Here is a 25,145-nt window from a genome sequence, read left to right as displayed (position 1 = left end):
TATCCCGCCGATCTAATCCCGTGCGGGCGCCGGGCCATGGAACTCGGCCTCGACGATCCCGAGCCGCCAGCCCGGGGCTACCGCGTCGGCGCCGGTATCCCCCGCGGCGCGGGCCGAATTGAGCTCCACGATCTTGCCGAAGGCGTCGCGGTCGACGGTCGCTCCCATCTGCGTGATGCGCAACACGCGTCCCGTCGTCTCGGGAAAGGACTGGACCGCATAGCCCAGCGTGCGTTCGGTCTCGCCGGACCAGATCTTGCTTCCGTCCAGGCTGATCTCCAGCGGATAGCCACGCGAGCGCCAGCCGACCAGCTTGAGCTCGACCTCGCTCAGCGTCACCGGCGTGTCGAAGCGATACTCGATCCAGGCCGACTCCGGCCGGCCGTCGCTCGCCCAGTGCGACAGCTCGTTGTCGTCGACGGTCTTGGCCACGTCCTGCTGGTTCGAGCCCGCGACGATCTCCAACGGCGTGAAGGTGGTGCGCGTAGCGCGATAGGACGGGCCGGCGGGGGTCGGGCCGCGGGTGAGCCGGCCCGGCTGGTGGCTTTCCGGGAAGTCGGTCGACAGCCCGCCGACCGCCGGTGCCGGCAGCTTCGCCGGGATCGTCAGCGTCGCGCCCTTGAGCCCCGGCGCCGTCGCGGTCAGCCTCACCACGCCGGGCCGGGTGCCGGCCCGCAGCAGGATGCGATTGACGCCCGCCTCGACCGGAAGGTCGCGCGAGAGGATGTAATTGTCCTCGCTGCGCGCGGTGCCGGGATAATGGGTGACGCCGTCCTTCTGCGGCGCCTGCACGGTCCCCGGCACAGGCGCCTCGACAGCGGCCATTCGCGGCTTGCCCGACGAATCGCCTTGGGCGATGCCACCGCGCCATTCCGCAGGGCCTTCCAGCGCGAAATGGACCTTGTCGTTGGCGATCGGTACGCGCCGGCCCTTCGCATCGATCACCTCGACGTCGACCAGCGCGATGTCGGCGCCGTCCATCACGAAGCCGCGCGGCGAAAGATGCGGCTCAAGGCGCAGCGCCGCCGGTGTGCCGGTGGTCTCGATCCGGTGCTCGGAGCGACGGCCGTCCGCGTGCGTCGCGACCGCGCGCAGGACGCCCGGCCGCCACCGGACCTTCGGCCAGGTGAACAGGAAACCGCTGCTGCGCCGCCCCTTGCCGAGCGAGCGGCCGTTCAGGAACAGCTCCACGTTCTCACCATTGGAGACGACCATCTCGTCCTTGACCGTGCCGGGGGCGTAGTTCCAGTGCCCGACGACATGGGTCGCGGGCGTCTCGGGATCGACCCAGCCGTTCCACATCACCCGATGCGCCCAGAAGCCTTCCTTGGGCAGCCGCACCGCATCGACCTCGCCCGAGCGGCGATAGTTGTTGTCGCCGCGGAAATGGGTGTTGCTGTCGGAGAAGATGATGTTGGCGCCGCCCGCGCTCACCCGCCGGCCCGTGCCGGGACGCACGCGATAATAGTCCCACCAGCGCCGCACGTCCTCCGCGGCGTGGCTGTCCTGGTTGCGGTTGTAGTCGGGCGAATCCTTGTGGAACGGCGGCGTGAACTCGTCCTGGTAGAGCCGCGCGCCCTCGTCTCGGCTGTATTCCATCGCCCAGACCGGCTTGCCCGCGCTCTTGTTGATGTAGAGCATCTCGCCGCCGTACTCGGCGACGCGGCTGTCCAGCATCTCGCGCGAGCCGATCGCGCGGCCGCCGTGCGGGTCGTAGCGGTCGCGGATCGCCTTCAGCTCCGCCATATGGCCTTCGCTGATGGTCTCGTTGCCGCCTTCGTAGAACAGGATCGATGGGTTGTTGCGGTTGTAGACGATCGCGTCGGTCATCAGCTCCTTGCGCTGCTCCCAGCGGCGGCCGGTCGTGTCGCTCTCGGCGTCCCCGGCCGGCATCGCCTGGATCAGCCCGACGCGATCGGCGGATTCGATGTCCTGCTTCGACGGCGTGATGTGCATCCAGCGCACGAGGTTGCCCCCGCTCTCGACCATCAGCGCATTGGAGAAATCGCTGACCCACGGCGCCACCGACACGCCGACCGCCGGCCATTCGTTGGAGCTGCGCTGGGCATAGCCGTGCATGTGGATCACGCGGCCGTTGAGCGTGACCATGCCGTCCGCGAAGCGCGTCTGGCGGAAACCCGTACGGGTATCGACCGCGTCGACGACCCGGCCGTCCTCGGCCAGGCTGGTCGTCACCGTGTAGAGATAGCCATAGCCCCAGCTCCAGAAGTTGAGGCCCGACAGGCGACCGGCAGCGGCGAGTGTCCGCGTCTCGCCGGAGGCAATCGTCGCGCCGCCGCCGTCGAAGCGGCCGACCAGCTTGCCGGCGAGGTCGCGGACCTCGACGCGATACGCAACGCGCCGAGGGGCGGGACCTTCGTTGCGGACCTCGCTCTCGGCGTGGATCGTCGCCGCGCGCCGCGGCAGGTCGAAGTCGTCCGCCCATACATATTGGCCGGTGGTGCCGAGGCCGGCGTGGAGCGGCAGCGTCTGGTAGAGCGATCCGGTGAGATGGAGGCGTACGTTCCTGGTGATGCCACCATAGTTCACGTTGAAATTGCTGTTGTTCCACTGGAAGCCGCTGCCGGTCGCGCGTTCCCTGTACTTCCAGTCGTTGTCGACGCGCACGGCGATGAGGTTCTCGCCGGGCTTGAGCGCCCCGGTGATATCCGCGCCGAACGCCATCGCGCCGTTCTCCGACAGCGCGACGGGGCGGCCGTTGACCCAGACCTCGGCCGCCTGGCGGACGCCTTCGAACTCGAGGAAAGCTTTGCCGGGCGATCGTCCCTCGCGGAGAGTGAAACGCTTGCGATACCAGGTGATGCCGGTCGACAGGTCCTTGATATCGCGGGCAAAGGCTTCCTTCTCGTTGAAGGCATTGGGCAGCGTGACCGTGCTCCAGCTGCTGTCGTCGAAGTCCGTGTGCTGTGCCTCCGGCTGGTCGCCCGTCACGCTCCGCCAGCCGGGATTGAGATTGTAGGTGCGCCGATCCGATCGGACCGCGGTGGAGGCGTCATGGGCGGCTGCCGGCGCCGGTGCGGCGACGATGACCAACGACAGCGCGGCAGCGACTCCGAACGCATTGATCCCACCCATGTCCACCCCCCCGAAGGTCGCGCTTGTGCGCCTCGCCGGACCAATTAACGCTTGCGACGTTATGCGATTAGCTCATACATAGTGAGACGTAATAACAAAAAATGAGACCCGCTGACGTAAAACGATCGGCAGGGCGGATGCAACAGAGAGGGGAAAGATGGACCGTCGTTCCTGTTTCCAAGTTCCGTCGAGGGACGTTGGGCGCAGCGTCATGCGCACCCTGCTGATCGCCGCCGCGCTTACCACGACCGCAATCCTCCCCTGGTCCGGGGCTTCCGCGCAGCAAGCGCCGGCCGCCACGGCGACTATCCGCGCCGACACGCCCGGCCCTAGGATCGACCGCCGCATCTTCAGCCAGTTCGCCGAGCATCTCGGCTCCGGCATCTACGGCGGGATCTGGGTGGGCCCGGACGCGAAGATCCCGAACACCCGAGGCTATCGCGACGACGTGCTCGCGGCGCTGAAGGCCCTGCACGTGCCCGTGGTGCGCTGGCCCGGCGGCTGCTTCGCCGACGAATATCACTGGCGCGAGGGTATCGGCCCGCGGGCCAAGCGCCCGGTCAAGGTCAACACCCATTGGGGCGGCGTCACCGAGCCCAACAGCTTCGGTACGCATGAGTTCATGGACTTCGCCGAGCTGATCGGCGCCGAGGCCTATGTGTCGGGCAACGTCGGCAACGGCACGCCGCAGGAAATGGCCGAGTGGGTCGAATATATGACCGCGCCGGCCGGCAGCCTGGCCGAGGAGCGCGCGCGGAACGGCCGCAAGGCGCCGTGGAAGCTGCCGATGTTCGGCATCGGCAACGAGCTCTGGGGCTGCGGCGGCAACATGCGCCCGGAATATGCCGCCGACCTCACCCGCCGCTACGCCACCTTCATCAAGGTGCCGCAGGGCACCACGACGCTCAAGATCGCCAGCGGGGCCAACTCGTTCGACTACAACTGGACCGAAGTGATGATGCGCGAGGCCGGCAAGAGCTTCGACGGCATCGGCGTCCATTACTACACCGTGCCCGGCAGCTGGAAGCAGAAGGGCTCGGCCACGCAGTTTGACGAGGAGGCATACGCCCGCACGATCTCGAAGACGCTCCAGATGGAGGAACTGGTCACCAAGCATTCGGCGATCATGGACAAATATGATCCGCAGAAGCGCGTGAACCTCGCCGTCGACGAATGGGGCACCTGGTACGACGTCGAGCCGGGCACCAATCCGGGCTTCCTCTACCAGCAGAACACGATGCGCGACGCGATCGTCGCGGCGCTCAACATCAACATCTTCACCCGCCACGCCGACCGGGTGCGCATGGCCAACATCGCGCAGATGGTGAACGTGCTGCAGGCGATGATCCTGACCGACGGGCCGAAGATGGTGCTGACGCCCACCTACCACGTCTTCGAGATGTACCGCCCCTTCCAGGACGCGACCTTGCTTCCGGTCGAGCTCAAGTCGCCCTGGTACAACAAGGAGCAGTGGGTGGCGCCTTCGGTCAGCGTGACCGCCGCGCGCGGGGCCGACGGCCTGGTTCATGTCGCGCTGGTCAACGTCGATCCGAACCGACCGGCGTCCGTCAGTGCCCGGCTGGCCGGCGCGACCGCAGGCACGGTCGAGGGGCGCGTCCTCACCGGCGCGATCCAGGCGCACAACAGCTTCGACGCGCCCGAGACGGTCAAGCCGGCCGCCTTTACCGGCGCGAGCGTCGCCGGCGACACGCTGACCGCGACGCTGCCGCCTGCCTCGGTCGTGGTGCTGATGCTTCGTTGAGAAAAGGGGGCGGCGGGCCGCGATCCGGAAGGACGCGGCCCGCTCTGACGCTCTCCGAAGGAGGTTGGATGCGTGGTTTGATGCTGGCGGTGCTGGCCGCGGCGGGCCCTGCGTTCGCGCAGAAGGCCCCGATGCTCGCCGGGCGACAGGTCGAGACGCTCGACCGTGGGCTGGTCGCCGTTCCCGCGCCCGAGGGCAACCATGTCTCGTGGCGGCTGCTCGGCAGCGATGCCAAGAGCACGCGCTTCACCCTCTATCGCGACGGCAGGCCGATCGCGGAGGTCTCGAGCGCCCAGGCGACGAGCGTGCTCGACAGGACCGGCTCCCGCGCCTCGCGCTATGCCGTGGCTGTCGCCGGCGCGAAGCCGGGTGCGACGGTCATGCCTTGGGCCGGAGGCTATCTCGCCGTCCCGCTCGACAAGCCTGCCGACCGCACCACGCCCGACGGTGAGAGCTACGGTTACGCCGCCAACGACGCCTCGGTCGGCGACCTCGATGGCGACGGCCGGTACGAGCTGATCGTCAAATGGTATCCGACGATCGCCAAGGACAATGCCTTCTCCGGCTATACCGGCGAGACGCTGGTCGACGCCTATACCCTCGACGGCAAGCGGCTGTGGCGGATCGATCTCGGCCGCAACATCCGCTCGGGCGCGCATTATACGCAGTTCATGGTCTACGACCTCGACGGCGACGGCCGCGCCGAGATCGCGATGAAGACCGCGGACGGCACGGTCGACGGCACCGGCAAGGCGATCGGCGACGCGTCGAAGGACTGGCGCAGCGGCGAGCACCGGATCGACGTGCCCGACCGTACCGGCTCGACCGTGCTGCCCGACGGGCGCAAGGTGGCGAGCCTCAAGGGCCGCATCCTCGCCGGACCCGAGTATCTCACCGTGTTCGACGGCCGCACCGGCCGCGCGCTCGCCACTCGGCCCTATGCCCCGCCGCGCGATCCGCGGACCGATAAGCCGACCTACGAGCAGATGGCCGAGACCTGGGGGGACGGCTACGGCAACCGGTCCGAACGCTACCTGGCCGGCGTCGCCTATCTCGACGGGCACCGGCCGAGCCTCGTGTTCGGGCGCGGTTACTACACGCGCTCGACGGTCGCCGCCTGGGACTATCGCGGCGGCAAGCTCGTACGCCGCTGGCTGTTCGACAGCGCGGCGCCCGGCAACGAGAAATTCGCCGGCCAGGGCAACCACCAGCTTTCCGTCGCCGATGTCGACGGCGACGGGCGCGACGAGGTCTTCTATGGCTCGATGGTGATCGATGATGACGGCAAGGGGCTCTGGTCGTCGGGGCTCGGCCACGGCGACGCGATGCACGTCTCCGACCTCGATCCCGGCCATCCCGGCCTCGAGAAGTTCGGCGTGCACGAGAATATGCGGATGAGCGGCGATCGCGGCGCCGCCATGCTCGATGCGCGCACCGGCGCCATCCTCTGGTCGACGCCGGCCGACCGGGACACCGGCCGCGGCATCGCCATCGACATCGATCCGCGCCATCCCGGCGCCGAGGCTTGGGCCTCCAACTCGCCCGACCTCTACGACGCGAAGGGACAGGTTATCCCCGGGGGGCATCCGCGCGCGGCGAACTTCGGCATCTGGTGGGACGGCGACCGCCTGCGCGAGCTGCTCGACGGCAACCGGATCACCAAATGGAACTGGACGAACGGCGCCGAGACGCTGTCGCTCGACCCGCCCGGCACGGTCTCGAACAACGGCACGAAGCGGAATCCGGCGCTGTCGGCCGACATCCTCGGCGACTGGCGCGAGGAGCTGGTGCTGCCCAGCGCCGGCAGCCGCGAGATGCGCATCTACACCACGCCCATTCCCACGACCGAGCGTATCGTCACGCTGATGCACGATCCGGTCTACCGTCTCGACGTCGCTTGGCAGAATACCGCCTACAACCAGCCGCCGCACCTCTCCTATTTCCTTGGTGCGCGTTGATGCTGCTGAGCGCGATGCTGATGGCCGCGCTGCATTTCGATCTGCGGCCCGGCGCAAGGTCCGAAGCCGGCCGCGTCGTCGTCGCGGCGGACAAGCCGTACCAGCCGGGCGGCTTCGGCTATGAGCCCGAGCGCCGCGGGCGCGAGTTCCTCTTCTCGGCGGCGGTGCCGGAGGGCAATTATCGCGTAACGGTGCGCTTCGGCGACCGCCGTGCCGCTTCCCGCACCACGGTGAAGGCGGAAGCGCGCCGGCTGATGCTGCGCGATATCACCACGCGGCCCGGCCAGTACGTCACGGCAAGCTTCGTGGTGAACGTCCGCGTCCCCACACTCGCCTCGCCACCCGCCAATGCGCCGGGCGGCACCGCGGTGCGGCTCAAGCCGCGCGAGGCGGGCAGCTACAGCTGGGACGACAAGCTCACGCTCGAGTTCCTCGACGACCCGCGCGTCGCCACCATCGACATCGAGCCCGCGGCCGCGCCGACGGTGTTCCTCGCCGGCGATTCCACCGTCACCGACCAGCGCGCCGAACCCGCGGCCAGTTGGGGGCAGATGCTGCCGGCGCTGTTCGGCTCCGACATCGCCGTCGCGAACCACGCGGAGTCGGGCGAGACGCTGAAGTCGTTCGTCACCGAACTGAGGTTCGACAAGCTGCTGTCGCAGGTGAAGCCGGGCGATTGGCTGCTGATCCAGTTCGGCCACAACGACCAGAAGGCGGAGTGGCCGCAGACCTATGTCGATCCGCGGATCACCTATCCCGCCTGGCTCCGCACCTACATCGCCGAGGCGCGGCGGCGCGGCGCGCATCCGGTGCTGGTGACCTCGCCCGAGCGCCGCAACTTCGAGCAGGGCCACATCCGCCCGACGCTCGCAGACTATGCCGAGGCGATGCGCCGGGTCGCGCGCGAGGAGCAGGTGCCGCTGATCGACCTCCAGTCCGCGACGATCGCGCTCTACCAGGCGTTCGGACCGGACCAGGCGCCGCGGCTGTTCAACGACGGCGGCAAGGACAGGACGCACCACGACAACAAGGGTGCGTGGCTGCTTGCGCGCGCCGTCGCGTCGGGTATCGCGGACACGGTGCCGGACCTCGCCGAGCACTTGCGGCCGGAGGCGCGCCGCTTCGATCCGGCGCATCCGCCGGCGCTCGACACGATCGCCATCGCGCCGAGCATCGCCAGCAGCTCGGTCCGCCCCGCCGGAAGTTGACGCGATCTTCGGGGTCCAGCCCGTCCTCGCATCCGTGCTCCTGCGAAGGCAGGAGCCCTGGATTACGAGCGATTCACCTGCGGCCTGAGCTCCTGCCGTCGCAGGAGCACTGACACTGCTTCAATCCGAAATATGACAGAGTCTATTCGCGCTGCCGGCGCGGACGCGGCTCGCCGGCGTCGAGCGCCTCAGGCACCAGGGCCAGGTTTTGGATGGCTGCCAGGCCCCATTGCGCGGCCGCATTGGTCGAGACCCCCGGCCATTCGACGATGCCGCCGGGAAGCGTGCGGCGCGGATCGCCCTGGCTCATCCCCAGCCCCGCGTCGCCCGAGTAGAACTCCTCCGCAGCCCTGCGCGCGAGCGCGGCGTCGCCGGCCGCCTTCGCGGCGTAGGCGGTGAGGCGCGAATGCCCCTCGCGCAGGTTACGCCGACCGAAGGGCTCGCCCCATTTGGCAACGAACTCCTCGCGGGGCGCATTGTACCAGCGACAATAATCGAGCCACGCCGTCCGATAGTGCGGCAGGTCGATCAGCCGCAGCAGCTCCGAATTGACCTCGACCGCCCCGAACACCGCGTTCAGATGCGACAGCCTGATCTTCGCGCCGGGATCGAGGAACCGGCCGGTCCTGAGGTCATAAGGCGCGCTGCCGGTGAGCCAGCCGCGCGGCATCCGCCCGATGCTGTCCATCCCCGCGACGATGCGGTCGCGCCAGCGCCGGTCGCCGGTGCGCTCCCATTCGGCGAGCCAGGCGCCGGCGAGCACCGCCCAGGTGGTGCCGAAGGTCATCTCGATCACGCCCGCCGGCAGCGGCGTCCGTTCGGCGCCCGGCACCTTCCGCCCGATCTCGACCGTGCGCAGCGCCTCGTGCGACGTCACCAGCGCGCGCATCAGGTCCCCCGCCCGCTCGTCGGCGGTGAGATAGTAGAAGATCCGGCGATAGGCCGCGTTGCTGATGCGCGGCTGCTTCGAGCTGTCGCTCCAATGCTGGACGCCGTGACGCGTGCCGAGGCCGGCGAAGCGCCCGAGATGGTAGACGTCGACCTCCCCGGTATGCCGCGTCATCGCCTCGGCGAGGCGGAACGCCTTGGGATCGCGGCTGCGCAGCGCGGCGTACCATAGCCACAGGTCGGGCGAGAGCTCGCTGTTCGCCCAGGCGAAGCCGCCGATGTCGTACCGCCACTGGTGCCGGTCGGCATCATATGTGTGCATCACGTCGCCGTGGTTCCAGAAGCCGTACCAGCTCCGCCGGTCGACCTCGCCGGCGTAGAAGTCGATGAGATCGGCGAGCTGATCCTCGATCGCCGCGCGCCGCGGCGTCGACCGGTCGGGCAGCCCCCAGTCGCCGAACACCCCCGCGACGTGGACATGCGCCGGGTCGACCATCAGCTGGGGCGGCGTGGCGGCGCTCCGCGCGAGCGCCTGGAGCCGCGGCGTCTCCGGCGTTGCGTCGAATGCCCAGAGCGTCAGCTCGCTCGTCCGCGCGATCCCCCGCGCCTGGTCCCAGCCGGGTTCATAATCCTCATAGGTGATGTCGAGACCCTGGTTCTGCGCGCCATAGCCCTCCATGCCCATGGTGCCGTGATAGGGGCGCAGGTCCATCGGCCTGGCCTCCGGCGACCAGAGCCAAGCGGTAAGGCGCGCGCGGTCCGATGCCGCATCGCGGATGTCGAGCTGGGTGGGATGGCGCTGCCAGAAATAGCGCGCCGCGATCGCGCCGCCGCCCTGCGACGAGCCGACATAGGCGAAACCCGGTGCACGCCGTCCCTCGCCCGCATCGATCCAACCATGGCCATCGCCGGTCCGCTTGGCGAGCGTGAAGCCGTTCGCGGAGAGCTGCGCCAGCGTGAAATCGCTCCAGGCCGGGATGCGCTCGAGCAGGGCTCCCACCGGCGCGCGCATCTCCGCGACCGGCGGCACCGCCCGCCCTGCCACCTGCGCCTCGCGGAACGCCTTGCCCGGATCGCGGCGCAGGCCCGTGAGCGGGCGTACCGCTTCCGCGAACATCGTGTCCTTGTCGATCGCCAGCCGGACGTGGCGGTCGTGCAGGGCGCCGCGCATCGGCACGCCGACGCTGACCCCGAGGCCGGACAAGAAGAGCTCCGACGGCTCGACGTCGTAGACGAAGCTGTGCACGACGCGCAGCGCCCGCGAGCCGGCATAGGCATAGAGGCGCACCGTGAACGGAAGGATCGTCCGGCCGCCGCCGCGATGCGTGCCCTCGATCCGTATCACCGCGCGAACGGGGCCGCGCTGCTCGACGACGGCGCGGTCGATGACGCCTTCGAGCGGCACCCGTTCGCCCTCCGGCGCCCCCATGCGGACCTCGCCGACCAGCCCGGCGGACTCGAGCAGCACGCGTTCGCCGTTTCGCGCCGATCGGATCAGCGCGGTCCCGCTCCGCCCGAGCGCCCAGCATAGGCGGCCGCTGACGATCTCGATCGAGTCGGCAAGCTCGCGGACGCTGACCGGCTCGGACGCCGGCGCCGGACGGCCGGCGGCGAGCCGATAGCCCGGCTGCAGCGGCGCGCCCCCCGGCATCGCGTGCGCGGTCCATTTCAACGAGCCGTCAGGCCAGACGGCGGTGGTCCAGCTCTGCACAGGCACCTGGCTGCCATCGGCGCCGGCGAGCGCGAACCGGGCTTTCCCGCGTACCTGCCCCTGCGGCCAGGCGACACCCCAGGTCTGCCCCTCGCATCCGCCTGTGGGCGGGCCGCCGTCCAGCCAGGCGATCTCCGCCTCGATCGGTCCGCTTCGCCGCGCCGGCGTCGCCGATGCGGCATGGATCACCGTCGAAGGCGCGACTCCCGCGACAAACGCTGCCCCGATGAAGTCGCGCCGGCCGATCGAGGTTCGTGTCACGGGTCCCCTCCGTTGGCTAGCTATCGAATATTCGTACTATTTGAAATCATATTCCACAATATGCAATATTGTTGCTGCGGCGAATGCGATCGCAAGGGTTGCAACCCATTTAAAATATGATAATTCTACTAATTGATCGATGCATCCATATGATGAGACATCGAGGATTGGGGGCGATCTCCAGAAAAATCACCTGCCCGGCGGGATGAGGGACGAACAACGTCCCCGCCCGGAACGGGTCGAACAGGAGAGGGGGAAGAATGGCGAATCAACTGAAATCCCGTGGCCGTATCGGCGTGAGCGCCTCTTGGACGGTGCTGGGCTTGCTGCTGGCGTGCGGCGGCGAGGCGATGGCCCAGACGGCGCCGGGGCAGAGCGGACAGACGGAAGCGCCCGACATGGGCGCCGAGGTCACGACCTCATCGACCGACGACATCCTCGTCGTCGGCTCCCGCGCCAGCCAGCAGTCCGCGATCGACCGCAAGAAGAACGCGCGCACCGCGACCGATTCGATCGTCGCCGACGACATCGGCTCCTTCCCGGACCGCAACGTCAACGAGGCGATCTCGCGCGTCCCCGGCGTGGCGCTCGGCCGCAACGAATTTGGCGAGGGCGAAAGCGTCGCGATCCGCGGTAACGGTCCTGCCCTCACGCGCGTGGAACTCGACGGGATCGGCGTGCAGGCGACCAACTCGCTCGCCATCGACGGCGGCGGCAGCCGCGGCGCCGACCTGCGCGAGCTTCCCGCCGAGCTCGTGAAGAGCATCGATATCGTCAAGGGATCGACGGCCGACATGACCGAGGGCTCGATCGGCGGCGGCGTCCAGATCAAGACGCGCAGCGGTCTCGATTTCAAGAAACCCTATTTCTCGCTGCGCGCCGGCGCCGGCCAGAACTCGCTCGGGCGCGACTGGACGCCGGACTTCAACGGCGTCGCCTCGCGCAAGTTCTTCAACGATCGCCTGGGCGTGATCGTCAGCGGCAGCTATTCGAAAATCCAGAACAACGGCCACGGCTTCGAGACCACCACCAGCAATACCCGCGGCTATTCGCGCCTGTTCGACTTCGACCAGTCGCCCGAGAAGACCTTCACCTTCAATCCCGACACGATCGGCACCGACGCGGCGGACGTGCTGTTCCCCAACAGCACCGAAACGCCGCGCACGCTGATCACCAAGGCCGCATCGGCACAGACCAAGGCGGACTGCTTCACGCTGTTCCCGCACAATCCGACGGGCAGCGCGGCGCAGAAGGGGCAGCGGATCCTGGAGCAGCAGAGCTGTCTCAACCAGTGGAACGACTATACGCCGTCGCTGATCCGCAACTTCATGAACACGCAGACCGACGAGCGCTACGCGTTCGACGGGCGGCTCGACTATCAGCTGACCAACAACCTGATCGTCTACGCCAAGGGCACCATCGCCAACCGCAAGGTCCACGACCAGAACCGCAGCCGCAATCCGATCACGCTGTTCAGCCAGAACCCGGCCGGCGCCTTCACGACCACCGACGCTGCCGGCGGATACCCGCTGGCGCGCAGCGTGTCCCCCAACGCGCCGGCGGGATATTATCTCTACGATCCGCAGTACGGACTCAACAACGTGGGCGGCAACGCCGTCCTGGGCAACGTGCTGAACGTGGTTCCGGACAGCATCGTCGTCGACGATGCGCACAACGTCACGCAGATGACGCTGACCAACAACTCGGTCGGCATCGACCAGATCGAGAACATCATCGACACCAAGACCAAATATGCGCAGGTCGGCGCCGAGTATCGCGGCGAGCGGCTCGAGATCGACGCGATGGCCGGCCTCACCAAGGCGACGACCAGCCGCGGCGACATGCGCACGTCGCGGTCCTATGCCTATGGCGATGCGAGCTTGACGCTGCAGCCCAACGGCCTGTGGGATATCGACCTGCCGGACAATTACGACGAGACCAACCCGGCCAGCTTCGTCCAGCTCCGCGCGCCGGCCTGCGTGGCGGGAGGCACAGACCCCGCCACCTGCATCGGGCAGAATGCGGTGGCGGCCGGTCCCAACGGTCCGGGGTCGCCGCAGTATCTGGTCTCGCAGATGCCGCTGACCACCCCCAGCTTCGGCGTGTCCTATTCTCCGAGGCTCGGCGAATCGACGGAAAAGATCGCCAAGCTCGACGTCGCCTACAAGACCGACGACATGCTGCCCTTCATCACCCGGTTCAAGATGGGCGGGATGTACCGGGACAACCAGATCCAGCGCTGGGGCGGCGGCGGATATACCGCGAGCACCGCCGTTGGCACCTTCGGGGAGCCCGGCTACATCCCCGCGGTCATCGTGCCGACCGCGAATGTGCGCGGCACGCTGCGTGCCTGCGAGCCGACCGCCGGATCGTCGGCGCCGGGCGGCCTTTCCTGCAACTACGGCTTCGTACCCAGCACCAATCCGGCGAACGTCCGATCGGGCGTCGACACGCTCACCCCGCAGGAGCTGCGCGATCTCTTCGCTCGGACGCTCGAGAACAGCGATTCGAAATATTTCGGCGATCTGCCCAACCGCGGCAACCTGCCGCCCGCCTGGCAGGGCATCCGCACCGACGAGCTGTTCGCCGCGCTCGGCGCCTCGGATTTCATGAACTTCGACTGTCTCAAGCAATGCATGGGCAGCGACGGCCAGATGTACGACCAGCCGGTCAGCCGGGCGAACGAGACCACGAAGAACGTCTACGCCATGTTCGATTTCGAGCAGCGCCTGCCCTGGGGCCTGTTGTTCAACGGCAACGCCGGCGTCCGCGGGGTCTTCAGGAAGGTCAAGGCTTCCGGCCTGCAGACGATCACGTCGATCCGGGTGACGCCGGCCTATAACCCGGCCAATCCCGACGAACCCGCCGGCATCACCAGCCAGTCGTTCAGCCAGATCGTCAACGTCAATTCGAGCAGCAACGACTGGCTGCCCAGCGTCAACCTCAACCTCTGGGGCTTCGACGAGAAGCTGGTGCTGCGCGTCTATGGCGGCAAGACGATCGCGCCTCCCACGCTCGAGCGGCTGGTTCCCGGCGGCACCTGCACGGTCGACGAGCGGGTGACGCTCGACACGTCGGGCGGCGACGACATCTACGGCTGCTCGGGCCGCGTCGGGAACCCGAGCCTGAAGCCGTTTACCGCCTGGAACTATAACGTCAGCCTCGAATGGTATCCGAACAGGGACACGATGTTCTCGGTCGCCTACGGCAAGCTCGACGTGAAGATCGGCAATCCCATCCAGGTCACCAGAACGGCGCGCCCGTTCGCGGGAAGCGACCAGGTCGATCCGATCACCGGCGAGCCGCTGGCCGATATCGAGTTCAGCTATCCGACCTGGGACAACGGGCCGGGCTACAAACGCGATATCTGGGAATTCTCCGCCAAGACGGCGTTCACCTTCCTGCCCTCGTTCCTGAAATATACCGGCGCGGACGCCAACGTCTCGATCCTGACCTCGTCGGTCACGAGCGGTCAGCAGGATCCGCTGACCGGCGATTACATGCTGCCGCCCGACGAATCGAAATATTACATCAACGCTTCACTCTGGTACGACGACGGCAAGCTCAACCTGCGCGCCGCCTATCAGAAACGCAGCGAGCGCTTCTCGTGCATCACGCCGTGCGGCGGCAACAACATCGACATCAACTATCCGGGCGAACAGTGGACCAACGTGCGGCTCGTCGCGCCGGGCTACAATCCCGGCGTGCCACGCTTCATCGACGGCACCACCTACATCGACCTCAAGGCTTCCTACAACGTCACCCGCAACTTCCAGATCTATGTCGAAGGGCGTAACGTCACGCGGGAGATGCAGACGGTCTCGACGGGCGACTACGTGCCCTTCGGTGACGGCACCCCCCGGGTCATGCGGATGTCGTACGGCGGCCGACGGATCATGGGCGGCGTGCGCATCCAGTTCGGGAACTGACCGGAGAGCGGGCGTCCCGGACGGACGCCCGCTCTCGGCCAACGTCCCGCCCCTCGGTCGGGAGATGTCCTGATGCGACGATGTTTTCTCCTGCTCATCTCGGCCCTCGCGGCCTGCACCGGCGCCGACGGTCCGCGGCGAGGCGGGCGGGAATGCTTCTGGGCGTCGCAGGTCACCGGCTTTGGCGATGCCGGTCCCGACCGGGCGCTCGTCCGCGTCGGCGCACGCGAGACATGGGAGCTCACTCTGTCGCCCGGCTGCCCCGACGTCGACTGGGCCATGCGGATCGGCATCCGATCGCGCGCCGGCGAGCGGATCTGTCCCGGCCGGCCCGCCGAGCTGCTCGTCCCCGACGCGAGCGGATTGCGGTCTTGCCTGGTACGGCAGGTGCGTAAGCTCACGCCCGAACAAGCCGCGGCGGCGCGGAACCAAGCTCAGAAGCGATGAGCGAGGGCATATCCCCATCGCAGCCGCTCTGGCCCGGCTGCCGAGGATAAGCCTGCATCGTTGGCGCGCCATGCCTAGCTGTGTTGAGGGCAACCGCCTCCGCGACCTAAAGGTCTGAAGCGGCGAACGCGGGGAAGCTGACCCGTTTCGGAGGAACATCTCGCTAGGCCCTGATGAACGCTCCGATGTGAAGCAGGCCGTTCTTCCGCCTCCTGCGACCTGCGATAGCCTTCCTCGTCGCGAGGAGGGTCCGAAACGGATGAAGGCCGCCTTTTGGACTGGTTTGGATCACGCAATGTTCCGGCGCGGTTACAGGCGCTGGAGGCGGGACGTGGAGATCGCCAATCATCTCTTCTACGGCGACAATCTCGATGTGCTACGGGAGCATGTGCCCGATGACAGTATCGACCTGATCTATCTCGACCCGCCTTTCAATTCGAACGCTGCTTACAACGTACCGTTCAAATCGGCGAACGGCACCGCCGCCGCTGCGAGCATCGAGGCCTTCGACGATACCTGGACATGGGGCGACGGTGCTAGGGAAGCGCTGCTCGACATCGCGGCGGGGACCAATCGCTCGCTGCAGGTAATGATGGAGGCTATGCATTCGGCGATCGGCGAGAATTCGCTGATGGCCTATCTCGCGATGATGGCGGTGCGGCTGGTCGAGCTGCATCGGGTGCTCAAACCGACGGGATCGCTCTATCTCCACTGTGACCCCACCGCGTCACACTATCTGAAGCTCGTGTTGGACGCGGTGTTCGGCGCGGAGAACTTCCAGAACGAAATCATCTGGAGCTACCGTCGTTGGCCGACCGTAGCGAAGCGGTTCCAGCGAATGCACGATGATATCCTCTTCTATGCAAAGCAGGATGGTCGCCAGACGTTCAATGCTCCCTTGGAGCCTCCGACGGCGAGTTCGTTGAAGCGCTGGAAGGGTAAGAAACAAAAGGTCACCTTCGACAAAACCGGCAAACGTAATCCGACGCTTGAGGAACAGGTGGAATCTGCCGGCGTTGCGATGAATGCGGTCTGGTCAATTCCGATACTGGCTCCTGTGTCACGGGAACGTCTCGGCTATCCAACTCAGAAGCCGCGCGCCCTGCTCGAGCGTATTATCGCGGCGTCGTCCAATCCCGGCGACGTCGTACTCGATCCCTTCTGCGGCTGTGGAACAGCAGTCGATGCCGCGCAGAAGCTCGGCCGCCGGTGGATCGGGATCGACATTACCCACATCGCCATCGGCATGATCGAGGACCGGATGCGGAACGGCTATCCGGCCATTCAATTCGAGACCATTGGCGTACCCAGGGACCTGGCCTCCGCCGAGAAGCTGGCTGCCGACGATCCGCACCAATTCCAGCAATGGGTATGCTGGCAAGTCGGCGGGTTCCCGCGCGACAGGAAGGGTGGTGACAAGGGTGTGGACGGCTGGTTCAATTACCTCGCCGAGGGCGGCCGGATCGGAACCGGCGTGGTATCGGTCAAGGCCGGCGACAACATCAATCCGACCATGGTCCGCGACCTCGGTCGCGTCATGGAGCGCGACAGGCACCGATTCGGACTGTTCGTGATGAAGTCGCCGCCCACCAGGGGTATGCGTGAGGAAGCCGCCTCGCATCCGATCATCGAGACCGAGTTCGGCCGCTTCCCGGCGCTTCAGTTCGTCACGCTCGCCGAGCTGTTCCAGGGCATCCAGCCGAGACTGCCACCGCTGATCAGCCCAGTGAAGAAGGCGGCACGAGTCGAGATGCGCGCCAGCCATCAGGCGGGAGCCCAAGGAAGCCTGCTCTGATTCGACTTGATCTACCGCAGGCCCGCCCCCCTTTCCCTGCGCCATGCAACCGAACCCCTTCTCACGCGTTCGATACAAACCCGTAACAACAGGGGAGGAATGCCATGCGTGCGTTCGCGTTCGGAATGATCGCGGCGGCGACGCTCGTCGCCGGGTGCAGCGATTACGACGGCTACGGCGGCGGCCCCGGCTATGCCAGCGACCGGAGCTCGCGCTATTATGACTGGAACCGGCCCGATCCCAGCTACGGCGGCTATTACGCCAATCGCTATTATCGCGACGACCGCCGTTACCGCGAGCGCCGGCTTGGCCGCAACGACCGTATCTATGCCGGCGAGGACGGCCGCTATTATTGTCGCCGTTCGGACGGCACCACCGGCCTGATCGTCGGCGGCATCGCCGGTGGGGTGCTCGGCGGGATCATCGCACCGGGTCGCTCCTCGACCTTGGGCGCGCTGCTCGGCGCCGCCGCCGGCGCAGCTGCCGGGAACGCAATCGACCGCGACAACGTTCGTTGTCGCTGACTTGACGAGGGGAGGGTGCGCATGGCCCGCCGGACCGACCGCAATCGTTCATCCCGGCTCGCCACTGCCGCGATCGGCGCGGGGCTGATCGGCGCCGGCGCGCTCGCCTTCGCCTGGTGGCGCAGGAATGCCACCGGCGGCATCTTCGGCACGCCCGAGCCCGACGGGCACCCTGCTCCCGATCTCGCGCTCGACCGTTCTCATCCCGGATCCCACGATCGTGCACCCGATGCCTTCCGACCGGACGGCGATGCCCCTGTGCCGCCCGAGGAACGCGACGCGCTGCGCCCCGCGCTCGCCCGGCCCGACCGTCAGCTCGCCGACACTCCGCCGCGCCCGGCGCCGGGCTGATCGGCTGCGGCCGTGCCTCGAGTCATGGCGCTGTCGTCGGCCCTCCCTATCTAACGGTTCTCGGCAGCAAGAGGAGACGCCACGATGACGACGCGCACCGCCACCGCCCGTTATGAAGGCTTCGGCAAGGACGGCAAGGGACGGCTCACCTCCGCATCGGGCGTGCTCGACGGGACGCCCTACAGCTTCAACACCCGCTTCGGCGACGAGAACGGCACCAATCCCGAGGAGCTGATCGCCGCAGCCCACGCCGGCTGCTTCACCATGGCGCTGAGCTTCGCGCTGGCGCGGGCCGGCTACAGCGAGGGCAGCCTCGAGACCAAGGCGTCGGTCAAGCTGGAGCAGGACGGCGGCGGCTTCGCCATCACTCGCTCGGACCTCGATCTCACCGCGCATGTGCCCGGTATCGACCCCGAGGAATTCGCCCGTCTCGCCGCCGACGCCGAGGCAAACTGCCCCGTCTCCAAGCTGTTCAAGGCGGAGATCGCGCTGACCCATCGTCTGGCCTGAAGCGGCGGCGGCCACCGCGCAGCAGCCGGCTCGCCGCCGCGATCAGCCCCGCGGCGAGCAGGTTGGCGGCAAGATCGCTCGCAAATGGCTGGCGGAGCAGCCTGCGCGACCTGTGGGCAAGGTGTTCGATGCGCTTCATCGGACGGGGGCCGCGGCGTCAATCCGCTTTGGTCAGCGCACTCCTGCGCGCGACCCGTTCCTTCGGCGCAGGGCGGTCGCGGTCGAGGGTGTCCTTGGGATCGGTGTCGGTGCCGACCTCGGAGTTCTCGGTCGAGATGTTGGGGCGCGGCTGGGTGCGGGTTCCGGGGCGGTCGGCCATCGGGATTTCTCCTTTGCCCGATAAAACCCCCGCCCTCCCGTTCCCGTTCCTTCCTGCGGGCGAGGAAGAGCGCTCAATGGCGGGCGATTACTCGCCCGCGTCGACGAGCCATCGACGCGGGCGCGACAAGGAATCAGACCTCGTCCTCGTCATCCGCGGCGGACGCATCTTCAGCGTCCTCGTCCTGCTCCTCGACGTCCTCGTCCTGCTCTTCGGCAGCCTCGTCCTCGTCGGTCTCCTGATCGTCGATCACCTCTTCCTGCTCGTTGATGGGCTGCTGCTCGTCCTGCATCGCGTCCTCCATGGATGCGCCCGCGATTCGGGCGCCGGTCCAGTCGAGCGCAGGATTGCGACTCCATCGCGTCGTCGGCGGCGGCTTTGCGATGAGCGGAAGCGAATACGGCCTGGACGTTCCGGACGGGCATGGAGGAGGCACGCGGTCCACCCGAACCAAAAGGGGGCCGGCATCGCTGCCAGCCCCCGGTCGCCGGACTTCGGCCACGGGGTGTCGCGGCCTGGTTTCGGCGGCTGGATCCGCCCGCGCCGGCAAGGGCAGCAGGTTTCACCTGTTTCGGTCACCGGGGCCGGCGGCGGCGCTTCGTGAGAAGCACGTATCCACCGGCCTCGGCGGCCAGCGGCGTCGAAGGGGATCTCCGATGCCGTTCGGTCTCCGGCGATCGCTGCACATCCCGAAAGATGCCGCATCACTCCGTTGACCTCGACGCCGAAGAAGCTCCGTCGTCGTTTGTCTCCGGTTCGTCACCCTCATCCCGAAGGATGACGGCTCGTTTCCCGTCGACCCGACGCCAGGTCGCCCCGCCGTCGTTCGACCGCCGACCGCTCCGACAGCAGCTCCGAGGAGCGCCGTTTCGCTTTCGCCGATCATCGCCCGACGATCGCCGGGGGCAATCGTCTCGCCATGGTCTTTCCGTCCGTCTATCCTCGCACCGCGAGCGGCCCGAAGACGACTGGGCGGCGAGCCCATCGCACCGACCGTTCGCGCGGTTTCCTTGCGGCACCGGCGCCTCGATCGTGGCGAGCAAGTCTTTGATCCTTCGTCGATTTCTCGACAATCTCTCGTCGTCTTGCAGGAGTGATGCTGTCATGGCCGGCGAGTCGCGCCAAGCGCGATCATCGGTCACGCGCCTGTGGATAACGTGGATATCGGGGATCGTCGTGCCGGCGAATCGCGCCGGCCGCATGACGCTGTCGCGATAGTCGAGCCGAGGGTGATTCGCCATCGGCAATTGCACCGTCGGCCTTGTTGCCGCAGGTTCATGCAACTTCGTACAAGGTGATCGCGTTACGGAAACGATCCAATCAAGGATGAGGGAGTCTAGTCATGCGTAATCTGTTGCTCGCGATCGGCGCGGCGACGCTGGTCATTCCGACCGCCGCGGTGGTGCCGATCTCCGACGTCGCCTCCTATGGCAAGGCGGAGGCGCAGCGGCACAAGCGTTACAAGTATCGCGAATGGCGCGGCCGCGACGGCCGCTATTATTGCCGCAAGCCCGACGGTACCACCGGCCTGATCGTCGGCGGCGTTGCCGGCGCGCTGGTCGGCCGCACGGTCGACACCCGCGGCGACCGCTCGCTCGGCACGCTGCTCGGCGCGGGCGCGGGCGCGCTCGCCGGCCGCGAGATCGAGCGCAGCGGCAGCAAGCGCCGCTGCCGCTGAGGCGGCTGCCCGAGGGGCGGACCATGCGTCCCCCCTCGGCAGGGCCTCGACATCGCTCTAATCATCGTACCAGCTGCAGTGACGAGTTAACCGTCGGCGGGTTAAGGTCGGGCCGCGATGCTCCGCGTGCTCACCTTGTCGACGCTCTTTCCCGACGCAAGCCGGCCTAATTTCGGCATCTTCGTGGAGCGCCAGACGCAGGGGCTGGCGGCCCTTCCCGATGTCGAGCTGCGCGTGGTCGCGCCGATCGGGCTGCCGCCCTTCCCGCTCGACCGGCTCGGGCATTACCGCTCGCTGACCAGGCTGCCGCGACACGAACAGTGGCGCGGGCTCGACCTATGGCGGCCGCGCTTCACGGTGGTGCCGGGCACGGGCGGGCGCTTCCATGCCGGCGCGCTGGTCCGGACGCTCACGCCGCTGCTGCATGAGCTCCGCGCCGAGTTCCCCTTCGACGTGATCGATGCCGAGTTCTTCTTTCCCGACGGCCCGGCGGCGGTCGCGCTCGGGCGGCGGTTCGGCGTGCCGGTGTCGATCAAGGCGCGCGGGGCCGATATCCACCACTGGGGCCATGCGCACGCCACCGCTGCGCAGGTGGCACAGGCGGGCCGCGAGGCCGACGGACTGCTCGCGGTGTCGGACACGATGCGCGACGACATGGCCGCGCTCGGCATCCGCGCGGACAGGATCGCCGTCCACCGCACCGGCATCGACCGCAGCCGCTTCCATCCGCGCGACCGCCGCGCGGAGAAGGCGCGGCTCGGCGTCACCGGACCGCTGATCCTGTCGGTCGGGGCGTTGATCCCGCGCAAGGGCCATGACGTGGTGATCGACGCGGCGGCGCGGCTGCCCGGCACCACCTTGCTGATCGCAGGCGACGGACCGGAGCGGCCGGCGCTCGAAGGACGGATCGCCGACGCGGGCCTGGGCGAGCGGGTGCAGCTGCTGGGCGGGGTGCCGCACGGCGAGCTGCCCGCCCTGTTCGCCGCCGCCGACGTGATGGCGCTCGCCTCGGCTTCCGAAGGGCTCGCCAACGTCTGGGTCGAGGCGCTGGCGAGCGGCACGCCGATCGTGATCACGCCGGCGGGCGGCGCGCGCGAGACGATCGACCGCCCGACCGCCGGCCGCATCGCCGAGCGCACGCCCGAAGGCTTCGCCAGCGCGATCGCCGAGGTGCTGCTCGATCCGCCCGACCCGGCCGCCGTCGCCGCCGCGGCCGAGCGGTTCAGTTGGGAGACGAATGCGGCGCAGCTGCGCGATCACCTCGCGCGGCTGGTGGGGGCCCGGCGTCAGCCTAGCGGATAGAGCGCCCCGACGATCCAGCGGCCTTCGGCGCGGAGCACGCTCCAGGCGCGTGCGGCGGCGCGGCTGTCCATCGCCTCGACCCCGATCCCGCGCGCCTCCAGCGCCGCGGTGAAGGCCGGCGACGGCCGCACCAGCGTGGCGCCGGTGCCGAGCAGGAGGAACTCGGGCACGGGATCGAGCGCGAGCGCCGAGGCCACATCCGCCTCGTCCAGCGCGTCGAGCGCGGGCGGCTCCCAGCCGTCGGCGCGCTCGGGGGTGATCAGCAGCGCCCGGTAGACATTGTCGTCGATGCGGAATCCACCGTGCGAGAAGCCGGCGATCACCGGCCCCGGCGCGACGGCGTTGCGGTCCAGCCTCACGGCCGCTCGGCGACCCGCTCGGCCCTGGCGGCGTCGCCCGGCGCCGCCGGCGGCTGCGCGCGCAGGCCCAACGTGATCAGCAGCGACGACGAGACGTAGATCGACGAATAGGTGCCGACGACGATGCCGAGGATCATCGCCGCGGTGAAGCCGCGCAGCACATGCCCGCCGAGCAGCAGCATCGCGAACAGCGCGAGCAGGATGGTGACCGAGGTCATCACCGTGCGCGGCAGCGTCTCGTTGACCGAGAGGTCGACGATGTCGCTCATGCTCATGCTGCGATACTTGCGCATGTTCTCGCGGATGCGGTCGTCGATCACGATCTTGTCGTTGATCGAATAGCCGATGATCGTCAGCACCGCGGCGATGATGGTGAGGTCGAACTCGAGCCAGGTCAGCGCGAAGAAGCCCAAGGTCATCAGCAGGTCGTGCAGGATCGCGACGAAGGTCGAGACGCCGAACTGCCATTCGAAGCGGAAGATCGCGAACAGCGAGATGCCGATCATCGCCAGCACGACCGCGAGGATGCCGTTGCGCACCAGCTCGCCCGACACCTTGCCCGACACGGTCGAGTAGCGGCTGAAGGTCGCGCCGGGGAATTCCTTCGCCAGCGCGGTCTCGACGGTGCGGACGACGCGGTTGGTGGCGCCCTCGTCGGCGCCCTGCTGCACCGGCAGGCGGATCGTCACCAGCTTGGGATCGCCGAACTGCTGCAGGCTGACCTGGCCGACGTTGAGCCGTTCGACCGTCGCGCGGACCTTGTCGATCGGCGGCGGAGACGGGAAGCGCTCCTCGATCATCAGGCCGCCGACGAAGTCGACGCCGAAGTTCAGGCCCCTCGCCGCGACCAGCGTCACGCAGGCGATCGACAGCAGCAGCGTGAGCCCGAACGCCCAATAGCGCAGACGGACGAAGCCGATGTTGGTATTGTCAGGAACGATCTTCAGGAGGCGCATGACAAAATCTCGTCGCCCCGGCGGAGGCCGGGGCCGGCATGTTGTTCGGTTCCGCCCGGTATCGGGCGGCCCCGGCCTGCGCCGGGGCGACGGGTGAAGCTCATCATATATGGATTTCCGTCGGCCGGTTGCGGCGAATCCACAGCGCGACCAGCATACGGGTGAAGGTGACGGCGGTGAACACCGAGGTGGCGATGCCGATCAGCAGCACGACCGCGAAGCCCTTCACCGGACCGGAGCCCAGCAGCAGCATGATCACGCCGGAGATGGCGTGGGTCATGTTCGCCTCGAAGATGGTGCGGCTCGCTTCCTTGTAGCCGAGCTCGACCGCCTGGACGACGCTGCGGCCGCGCCGCCGCTCCTCGCGGATGCGCTCGTTGATCAGCACGTTGGCGTCGACCGCGGTGCCGATCGTCAGCACGAAGCCGGCGATGCCGGGCAGCGTCAGCGTGCCGTTGATCAGCGCCATCGCCGCCAGGATCACGAACACGTTGATGATCACGGCGAGGTTCGCATAGAGCCCGAACCGGCCGTAGGTCACGAACATGAAGGCGACCACCGCCGCCGCCGCCACCGCCGAGGCGAGGATGCCGGCGCGGATCGAATCGGCGCCGAGGTCGGGTCCGACGGTGCTCTCGTCGACCACCTTGAGGTCGACCGGCAGCTTGCCCGAGCGCAGCGCGATCGCGAGCTCGTTGGCCGACTGGACGGTGAAGCCGCCGCGGATTTGGGCGCGGCCGCCCATGATCGGCTCGTCGATGTTGGGCGCCGAGATCACCTGGTTGTCGACGATGATCGCGAAGGGCTTGCCGGTGTTCTCCTGCGTCACGCGGGCGAAGCGGCGGCCGCCCTCGCCGTTGAAGGTGATCGCGACCACCGGGGCGCCGGTCTGCGGATCGAACTCCTGCCGCGCGTCGGCGAGCTGGTCGCCCGAGATCACCGTCGAGCGCCTGAGCGCGATCTTGCGCTGGCCGGTGGGATCGTCGGCATAGGGCAGGATCACGTCGCCGATCGGAGCGATGCCCTGCGCGACCTGCTGCTGGTCGGCATTGACGTCGACCAGCTTGAACTCGAGCTTGGCGGTCTTGCCGAGCAGGTCCTTGAGCGCCTGCGGGTTCTGCAGGCCGGGCACCTGCACGACGATGCGGTCGGTGCCCTGGCGCACGATCGTCGGCTCGCGCGTGCCGAGCTCATCGATGCGGCGGCGGACGACCTCGGTCGCATCCTTCATCGCGGTGTCGACCGCCTGCGCGAGGCCCGCCCTGGTCGGCGTCAGCACGAAACGGGTCGAATCGACCACCTCGATGTCCCATTCGCGCTGGCCGGTGAGGCCGGCCCCGCCGCCGGTGATGCCGAGCAGCCGCTCGCGCGCGGCGTCGACCTGACTGGGATCGCGCACCATGAAGCTCAACTTGCCGTCGCGGCCGGAGATGTCGCCGATCTCGATCCGCGGGCTGCCGCGGCGCATCTCGGCCGCGACCAGCTCGCGCATGGTCTCGATCCGCGCGGTCGCGACGTCTCCGGTATCGCCTTCGAGCAGGATGTAGCTGCCACCGGCAAGGTCGAGGCCGAGGTTGATCCGCGGCAGGTGGACCGGCGACTGGTTGACGATGCGCTCCGGCAGCAGGCTCGGAATCGCGAGCAGCACCGCGATCAGCAGGACGCCGACGATGCCGGTGATCTTCCAGCGGGGAAAGTCGAGCATCAGTCGTTCGCGGGCTTGGCGCCGCCTTGCGGCGTGATCTCTGCGATTGTCGCCTTGACCACGCGCACCTTGACGGTGGGCGCGATCTCGACCTCGACGAAGCGGTCCTCGACCTTGGTCACCTTGCCGACGACGCCGCCGGCGGTGACGATCTGGTCGCCCTTCTTGACCGCATTGATCGCGTTCTGGAGCTCCTTCATCCGCCGCTGCTGCGGACGGATCATCAGGAAGTAGAAGGCGATGAAGATGAGGACGAGCGGCGCCATCGAGATGATGGTGGCGAGTCCGCCGTCAGCGGACGCTCCGCCTGCGGCCTGGGCATAAGCTGGAGGAATGAACATGGCTCTCGCGTGGATAGGGGGCCTCGCCGGGCTTGTCGCCCGGAA

At 68.0% G+C, this 25,145-nt stretch carries 19 protein-coding genes; 11 read left to right on the top strand and 8 right to left on the bottom strand.

Annotation, left to right across the window (positions count from 1 at the left end; all coding sequences use genetic code 11):
* Positions 1-12 precede the first annotated feature (12 nt).
* Positions 13-3,096: a DUF4982 domain-containing protein gene (locus tag ACMGER_RS07905; RefSeq protein ID WP_436811532.1), complete on the bottom strand. Its 3,084-nt coding sequence runs from the start codon at positions 3,094-3,096 to the stop codon at positions 13-15.
* A 211-nt stretch (positions 3,097-3,307) separates the two neighbouring features.
* On the opposite strand from ACMGER_RS07905, the gene ACMGER_RS07900 reads away from it, so the two are divergent.
* The 3 genes from ACMGER_RS07900 (at position 3,308) to ACMGER_RS07890 (ending at position 8,024) form a co-directional block, all read left to right on the top strand.
* Positions 3,308-4,858, top strand: a complete 1,551-nt coding sequence (locus ACMGER_RS07900; protein ID WP_436811531.1) for an alpha-N-arabinofuranosidase — start codon at positions 3,308-3,310, stop codon at positions 4,856-4,858.
* 68 nt (positions 4,859-4,926) lie between these two features.
* Complete coding sequence (locus ACMGER_RS07895) at positions 4,927-6,816, top strand: rhamnogalacturonan lyase (protein WP_436811530.1); 1,890 nt, start codon at positions 4,927-4,929, stop codon at positions 6,814-6,816.
* Complete coding sequence (locus tag ACMGER_RS07890) at positions 6,816-8,024, top strand: rhamnogalacturonan acetylesterase (RefSeq protein ID WP_436811529.1); 1,209 nt, start codon at positions 6,816-6,818, stop codon at positions 8,022-8,024. The genes ACMGER_RS07895 and ACMGER_RS07890 overlap by 1 nt, the downstream gene beginning before the upstream one ends.
* Before the next feature lie 142 nt (positions 8,025-8,166).
* Here ACMGER_RS07890 and ACMGER_RS07885 read toward each other — a convergent pair whose 3' ends face one another.
* Complete coding sequence (locus ACMGER_RS07885; protein ID WP_436811528.1) at positions 8,167-10,884, bottom strand: exo-rhamnogalacturonan lyase family protein; 2,718 nt, start codon at positions 10,882-10,884, stop codon at positions 8,167-8,169.
* A 260-nt stretch (positions 10,885-11,144) separates the two neighbouring features.
* Here ACMGER_RS07885 and ACMGER_RS07880 point away from each other — a divergent pair, with 260 nt between their 5' ends.
* The 6 genes from ACMGER_RS07880 (at position 11,145) to ACMGER_RS07855 (ending at position 18,440) form a co-directional block, all read left to right on the top strand.
* The gene (locus ACMGER_RS07880) at positions 11,145-14,813 is read left to right on the top strand and encodes a TonB-dependent receptor (RefSeq protein ID WP_436811527.1); all 3,669 of its coding nucleotides are present in this window, start codon (positions 11,145-11,147) and stop codon (positions 14,811-14,813) included.
* A gap of 72 nt (positions 14,814-14,885) precedes the next feature.
* Positions 14,886-15,260 (top strand): DUF6491 family protein, encoded by a 375-nt coding sequence (locus ACMGER_RS07875; RefSeq protein WP_436811526.1) that lies wholly within the window; start codon positions 14,886-14,888, stop codon positions 15,258-15,260.
* Positions 15,261-15,591: 331 nt separating this feature from the next.
* A complete protein-coding gene (locus ACMGER_RS07870; protein WP_436811525.1) occupies positions 15,592-17,055 on the top strand; it encodes a DNA methyltransferase in 1,464 nt (487 codons plus the stop codon).
* Between the two features lie 104 nt (positions 17,056-17,159).
* Entirely contained in the window at positions 17,160-17,579 is a 420-nt protein-coding gene (locus ACMGER_RS07865; RefSeq protein WP_436811524.1) for a glycine zipper 2TM domain-containing protein, read from the top strand.
* A gap of 21 nt (positions 17,580-17,600) precedes the next feature.
* Positions 17,601-17,930: a hypothetical protein gene (locus ACMGER_RS07860; RefSeq protein WP_436811523.1), complete on the top strand. Its 330-nt coding sequence runs from the start codon at positions 17,601-17,603 to the stop codon at positions 17,928-17,930.
* Between the two features lie 84 nt (positions 17,931-18,014).
* Positions 18,015-18,440, top strand: a complete 426-nt coding sequence (locus ACMGER_RS07855; RefSeq protein ID WP_436811522.1) for an OsmC family protein — start codon at positions 18,015-18,017, stop codon at positions 18,438-18,440.
* 157 nt (positions 18,441-18,597) lie between these two features.
* Here ACMGER_RS07855 and ACMGER_RS07850 read toward each other — a convergent pair whose 3' ends face one another.
* Both ACMGER_RS07850 and ACMGER_RS07845 read right to left on the bottom strand, forming a co-directional pair.
* Complete coding sequence (locus tag ACMGER_RS07850) at positions 18,598-18,759, bottom strand: hypothetical protein (protein WP_436811521.1); 162 nt, start codon at positions 18,757-18,759, stop codon at positions 18,598-18,600.
* Positions 18,760-18,892: 133 nt separating this feature from the next.
* Positions 18,893-19,063: a hypothetical protein gene (locus ACMGER_RS07845; RefSeq protein ID WP_436811520.1), complete on the bottom strand. Its 171-nt coding sequence runs from the start codon at positions 19,061-19,063 to the stop codon at positions 18,893-18,895.
* 1,038 nt (positions 19,064-20,101) lie between these two features.
* On the opposite strand from ACMGER_RS07845, the gene ACMGER_RS07840 reads away from it, so the two are divergent.
* Together ACMGER_RS07840 and ACMGER_RS07835 are read left to right on the top strand one after the other, a co-directional pair.
* Positions 20,102-20,437: a glycine zipper 2TM domain-containing protein gene (locus ACMGER_RS07840; RefSeq protein WP_436811519.1), complete on the top strand. Its 336-nt coding sequence runs from the start codon at positions 20,102-20,104 to the stop codon at positions 20,435-20,437.
* Between the two features lie 117 nt (positions 20,438-20,554).
* Positions 20,555-21,739, top strand: coding sequence for a glycosyltransferase (locus ACMGER_RS07835; RefSeq protein ID WP_436811518.1), 1,185 nt, complete (start codon positions 20,555-20,557; stop codon positions 21,737-21,739).
* Here ACMGER_RS07835 and ACMGER_RS07830 read toward each other — a convergent pair.
* The 4 genes from ACMGER_RS07830 to yajC form a co-directional block, all read right to left on the bottom strand.
* Positions 21,724-22,098: an Mth938-like domain-containing protein gene (locus ACMGER_RS07830; RefSeq protein WP_436811517.1), complete on the bottom strand. Its 375-nt coding sequence runs from the start codon at positions 22,096-22,098 to the stop codon at positions 21,724-21,726. The two genes, ACMGER_RS07835 and ACMGER_RS07830, sit on opposite strands and share 16 nt — an antisense overlap.
* Positions 22,095-23,054, bottom strand: a complete 960-nt coding sequence (gene secF / locus ACMGER_RS07825; RefSeq protein ID WP_436811516.1) for a protein translocase subunit SecF — start codon at positions 23,052-23,054, stop codon at positions 22,095-22,097. The genes ACMGER_RS07830 and secF overlap by 4 nt, the downstream gene beginning before the upstream one ends.
* Positions 23,055-23,157: 103 nt before the next feature.
* Positions 23,158-24,759, bottom strand: a complete 1,602-nt coding sequence (secD, locus tag ACMGER_RS07820; RefSeq protein ID WP_436811515.1) for a protein translocase subunit SecD — start codon at positions 24,757-24,759, stop codon at positions 23,158-23,160.
* Positions 24,759-25,100 (bottom strand): preprotein translocase subunit YajC, encoded by a 342-nt coding sequence (yajC, locus tag ACMGER_RS07815; RefSeq protein ID WP_436811514.1) that lies wholly within the window; start codon positions 25,098-25,100, stop codon positions 24,759-24,761. The genes secD and yajC overlap by 1 nt, the downstream gene beginning before the upstream one ends.
* Positions 25,101-25,145 lie beyond the last annotated feature (45 nt).

Source organism: Sphingomonas astragali (assembly GCF_051400615.1).
In the GTDB taxonomy this organism is placed as follows: Bacteria; Pseudomonadota; Alphaproteobacteria; order Sphingomonadales; family Sphingomonadaceae; genus Sphingomonas.
The sequence above is the reverse complement of the archived record's forward strand: the minus strand, read 5'-3'. Positions and strand labels throughout refer to the sequence as shown.

Bases quoted from the DNA above. Each gene is read 5' to 3' on its own strand.
- ACMGER_RS07900 (WP_436811531.1), top strand. From the start codon at position 3,308: ATGCGCACCCTGCTGATCGCCGCCGCGCTTACCACGACCGCAATCCTC.
- ACMGER_RS07895 (WP_436811530.1), top strand. From the start codon at position 4,927: ATGCGTGGTTTGATGCTGGCGGTGCTGGCCGCGGCGGGCCCTGCGTTC.
- ACMGER_RS07880 (WP_436811527.1), top strand. From the start codon at position 11,145: ATGGCGAATCAACTGAAATCCCGTGGCCGTATCGGCGTGAGCGCCTCT.
- ACMGER_RS07835 (WP_436811518.1), top strand. From the start codon at position 20,555: ATGCTCCGCGTGCTCACCTTGTCGACGCTCTTTCCCGACGCAAGCCGG.
- ACMGER_RS07890 (WP_436811529.1), top strand. From the start codon at position 6,816: ATGCTGCTGAGCGCGATGCTGATGGCCGCGCTGCATTTCGATCTGCGG.
- ACMGER_RS07855 (WP_436811522.1), top strand. From the start codon at position 18,015: ATGACGACGCGCACCGCCACCGCCCGTTATGAAGGCTTCGGCAAGGAC.
- yajC (WP_436811514.1), bottom strand. From the start codon at position 25,100: ATGTTCATTCCTCCAGCTTATGCCCAGGCCGCAGGCGGAGCGTCCGCT.
- ACMGER_RS07845 (WP_436811520.1), bottom strand. From the start codon at position 19,063: ATGGAGGACGCGATGCAGGACGAGCAGCAGCCCATCAACGAGCAGGAA.
- ACMGER_RS07875 (WP_436811526.1), top strand. From the start codon at position 14,886: ATGCGACGATGTTTTCTCCTGCTCATCTCGGCCCTCGCGGCCTGCACC.
- ACMGER_RS07840 (WP_436811519.1), top strand. From the start codon at position 20,102: ATGCGTAATCTGTTGCTCGCGATCGGCGCGGCGACGCTGGTCATTCCG.
- ACMGER_RS07860 (WP_436811523.1), top strand. From the start codon at position 17,601: ATGGCCCGCCGGACCGACCGCAATCGTTCATCCCGGCTCGCCACTGCC.
- secD (WP_436811515.1), bottom strand. From the start codon at position 24,759: ATGCTCGACTTTCCCCGCTGGAAGATCACCGGCATCGTCGGCGTCCTG.
- secF (WP_436811516.1), bottom strand. From the start codon at position 23,054: ATGCGCCTCCTGAAGATCGTTCCTGACAATACCAACATCGGCTTCGTC.
- ACMGER_RS07850 (WP_436811521.1), bottom strand. From the start codon at position 18,759: ATGGCCGACCGCCCCGGAACCCGCACCCAGCCGCGCCCCAACATCTCG.
- ACMGER_RS07865 (WP_436811524.1), top strand. From the start codon at position 17,160: ATGCGTGCGTTCGCGTTCGGAATGATCGCGGCGGCGACGCTCGTCGCC.
- ACMGER_RS07905 (WP_436811532.1), bottom strand. From the start codon at position 3,096: ATGGGTGGGATCAATGCGTTCGGAGTCGCTGCCGCGCTGTCGTTGGTC.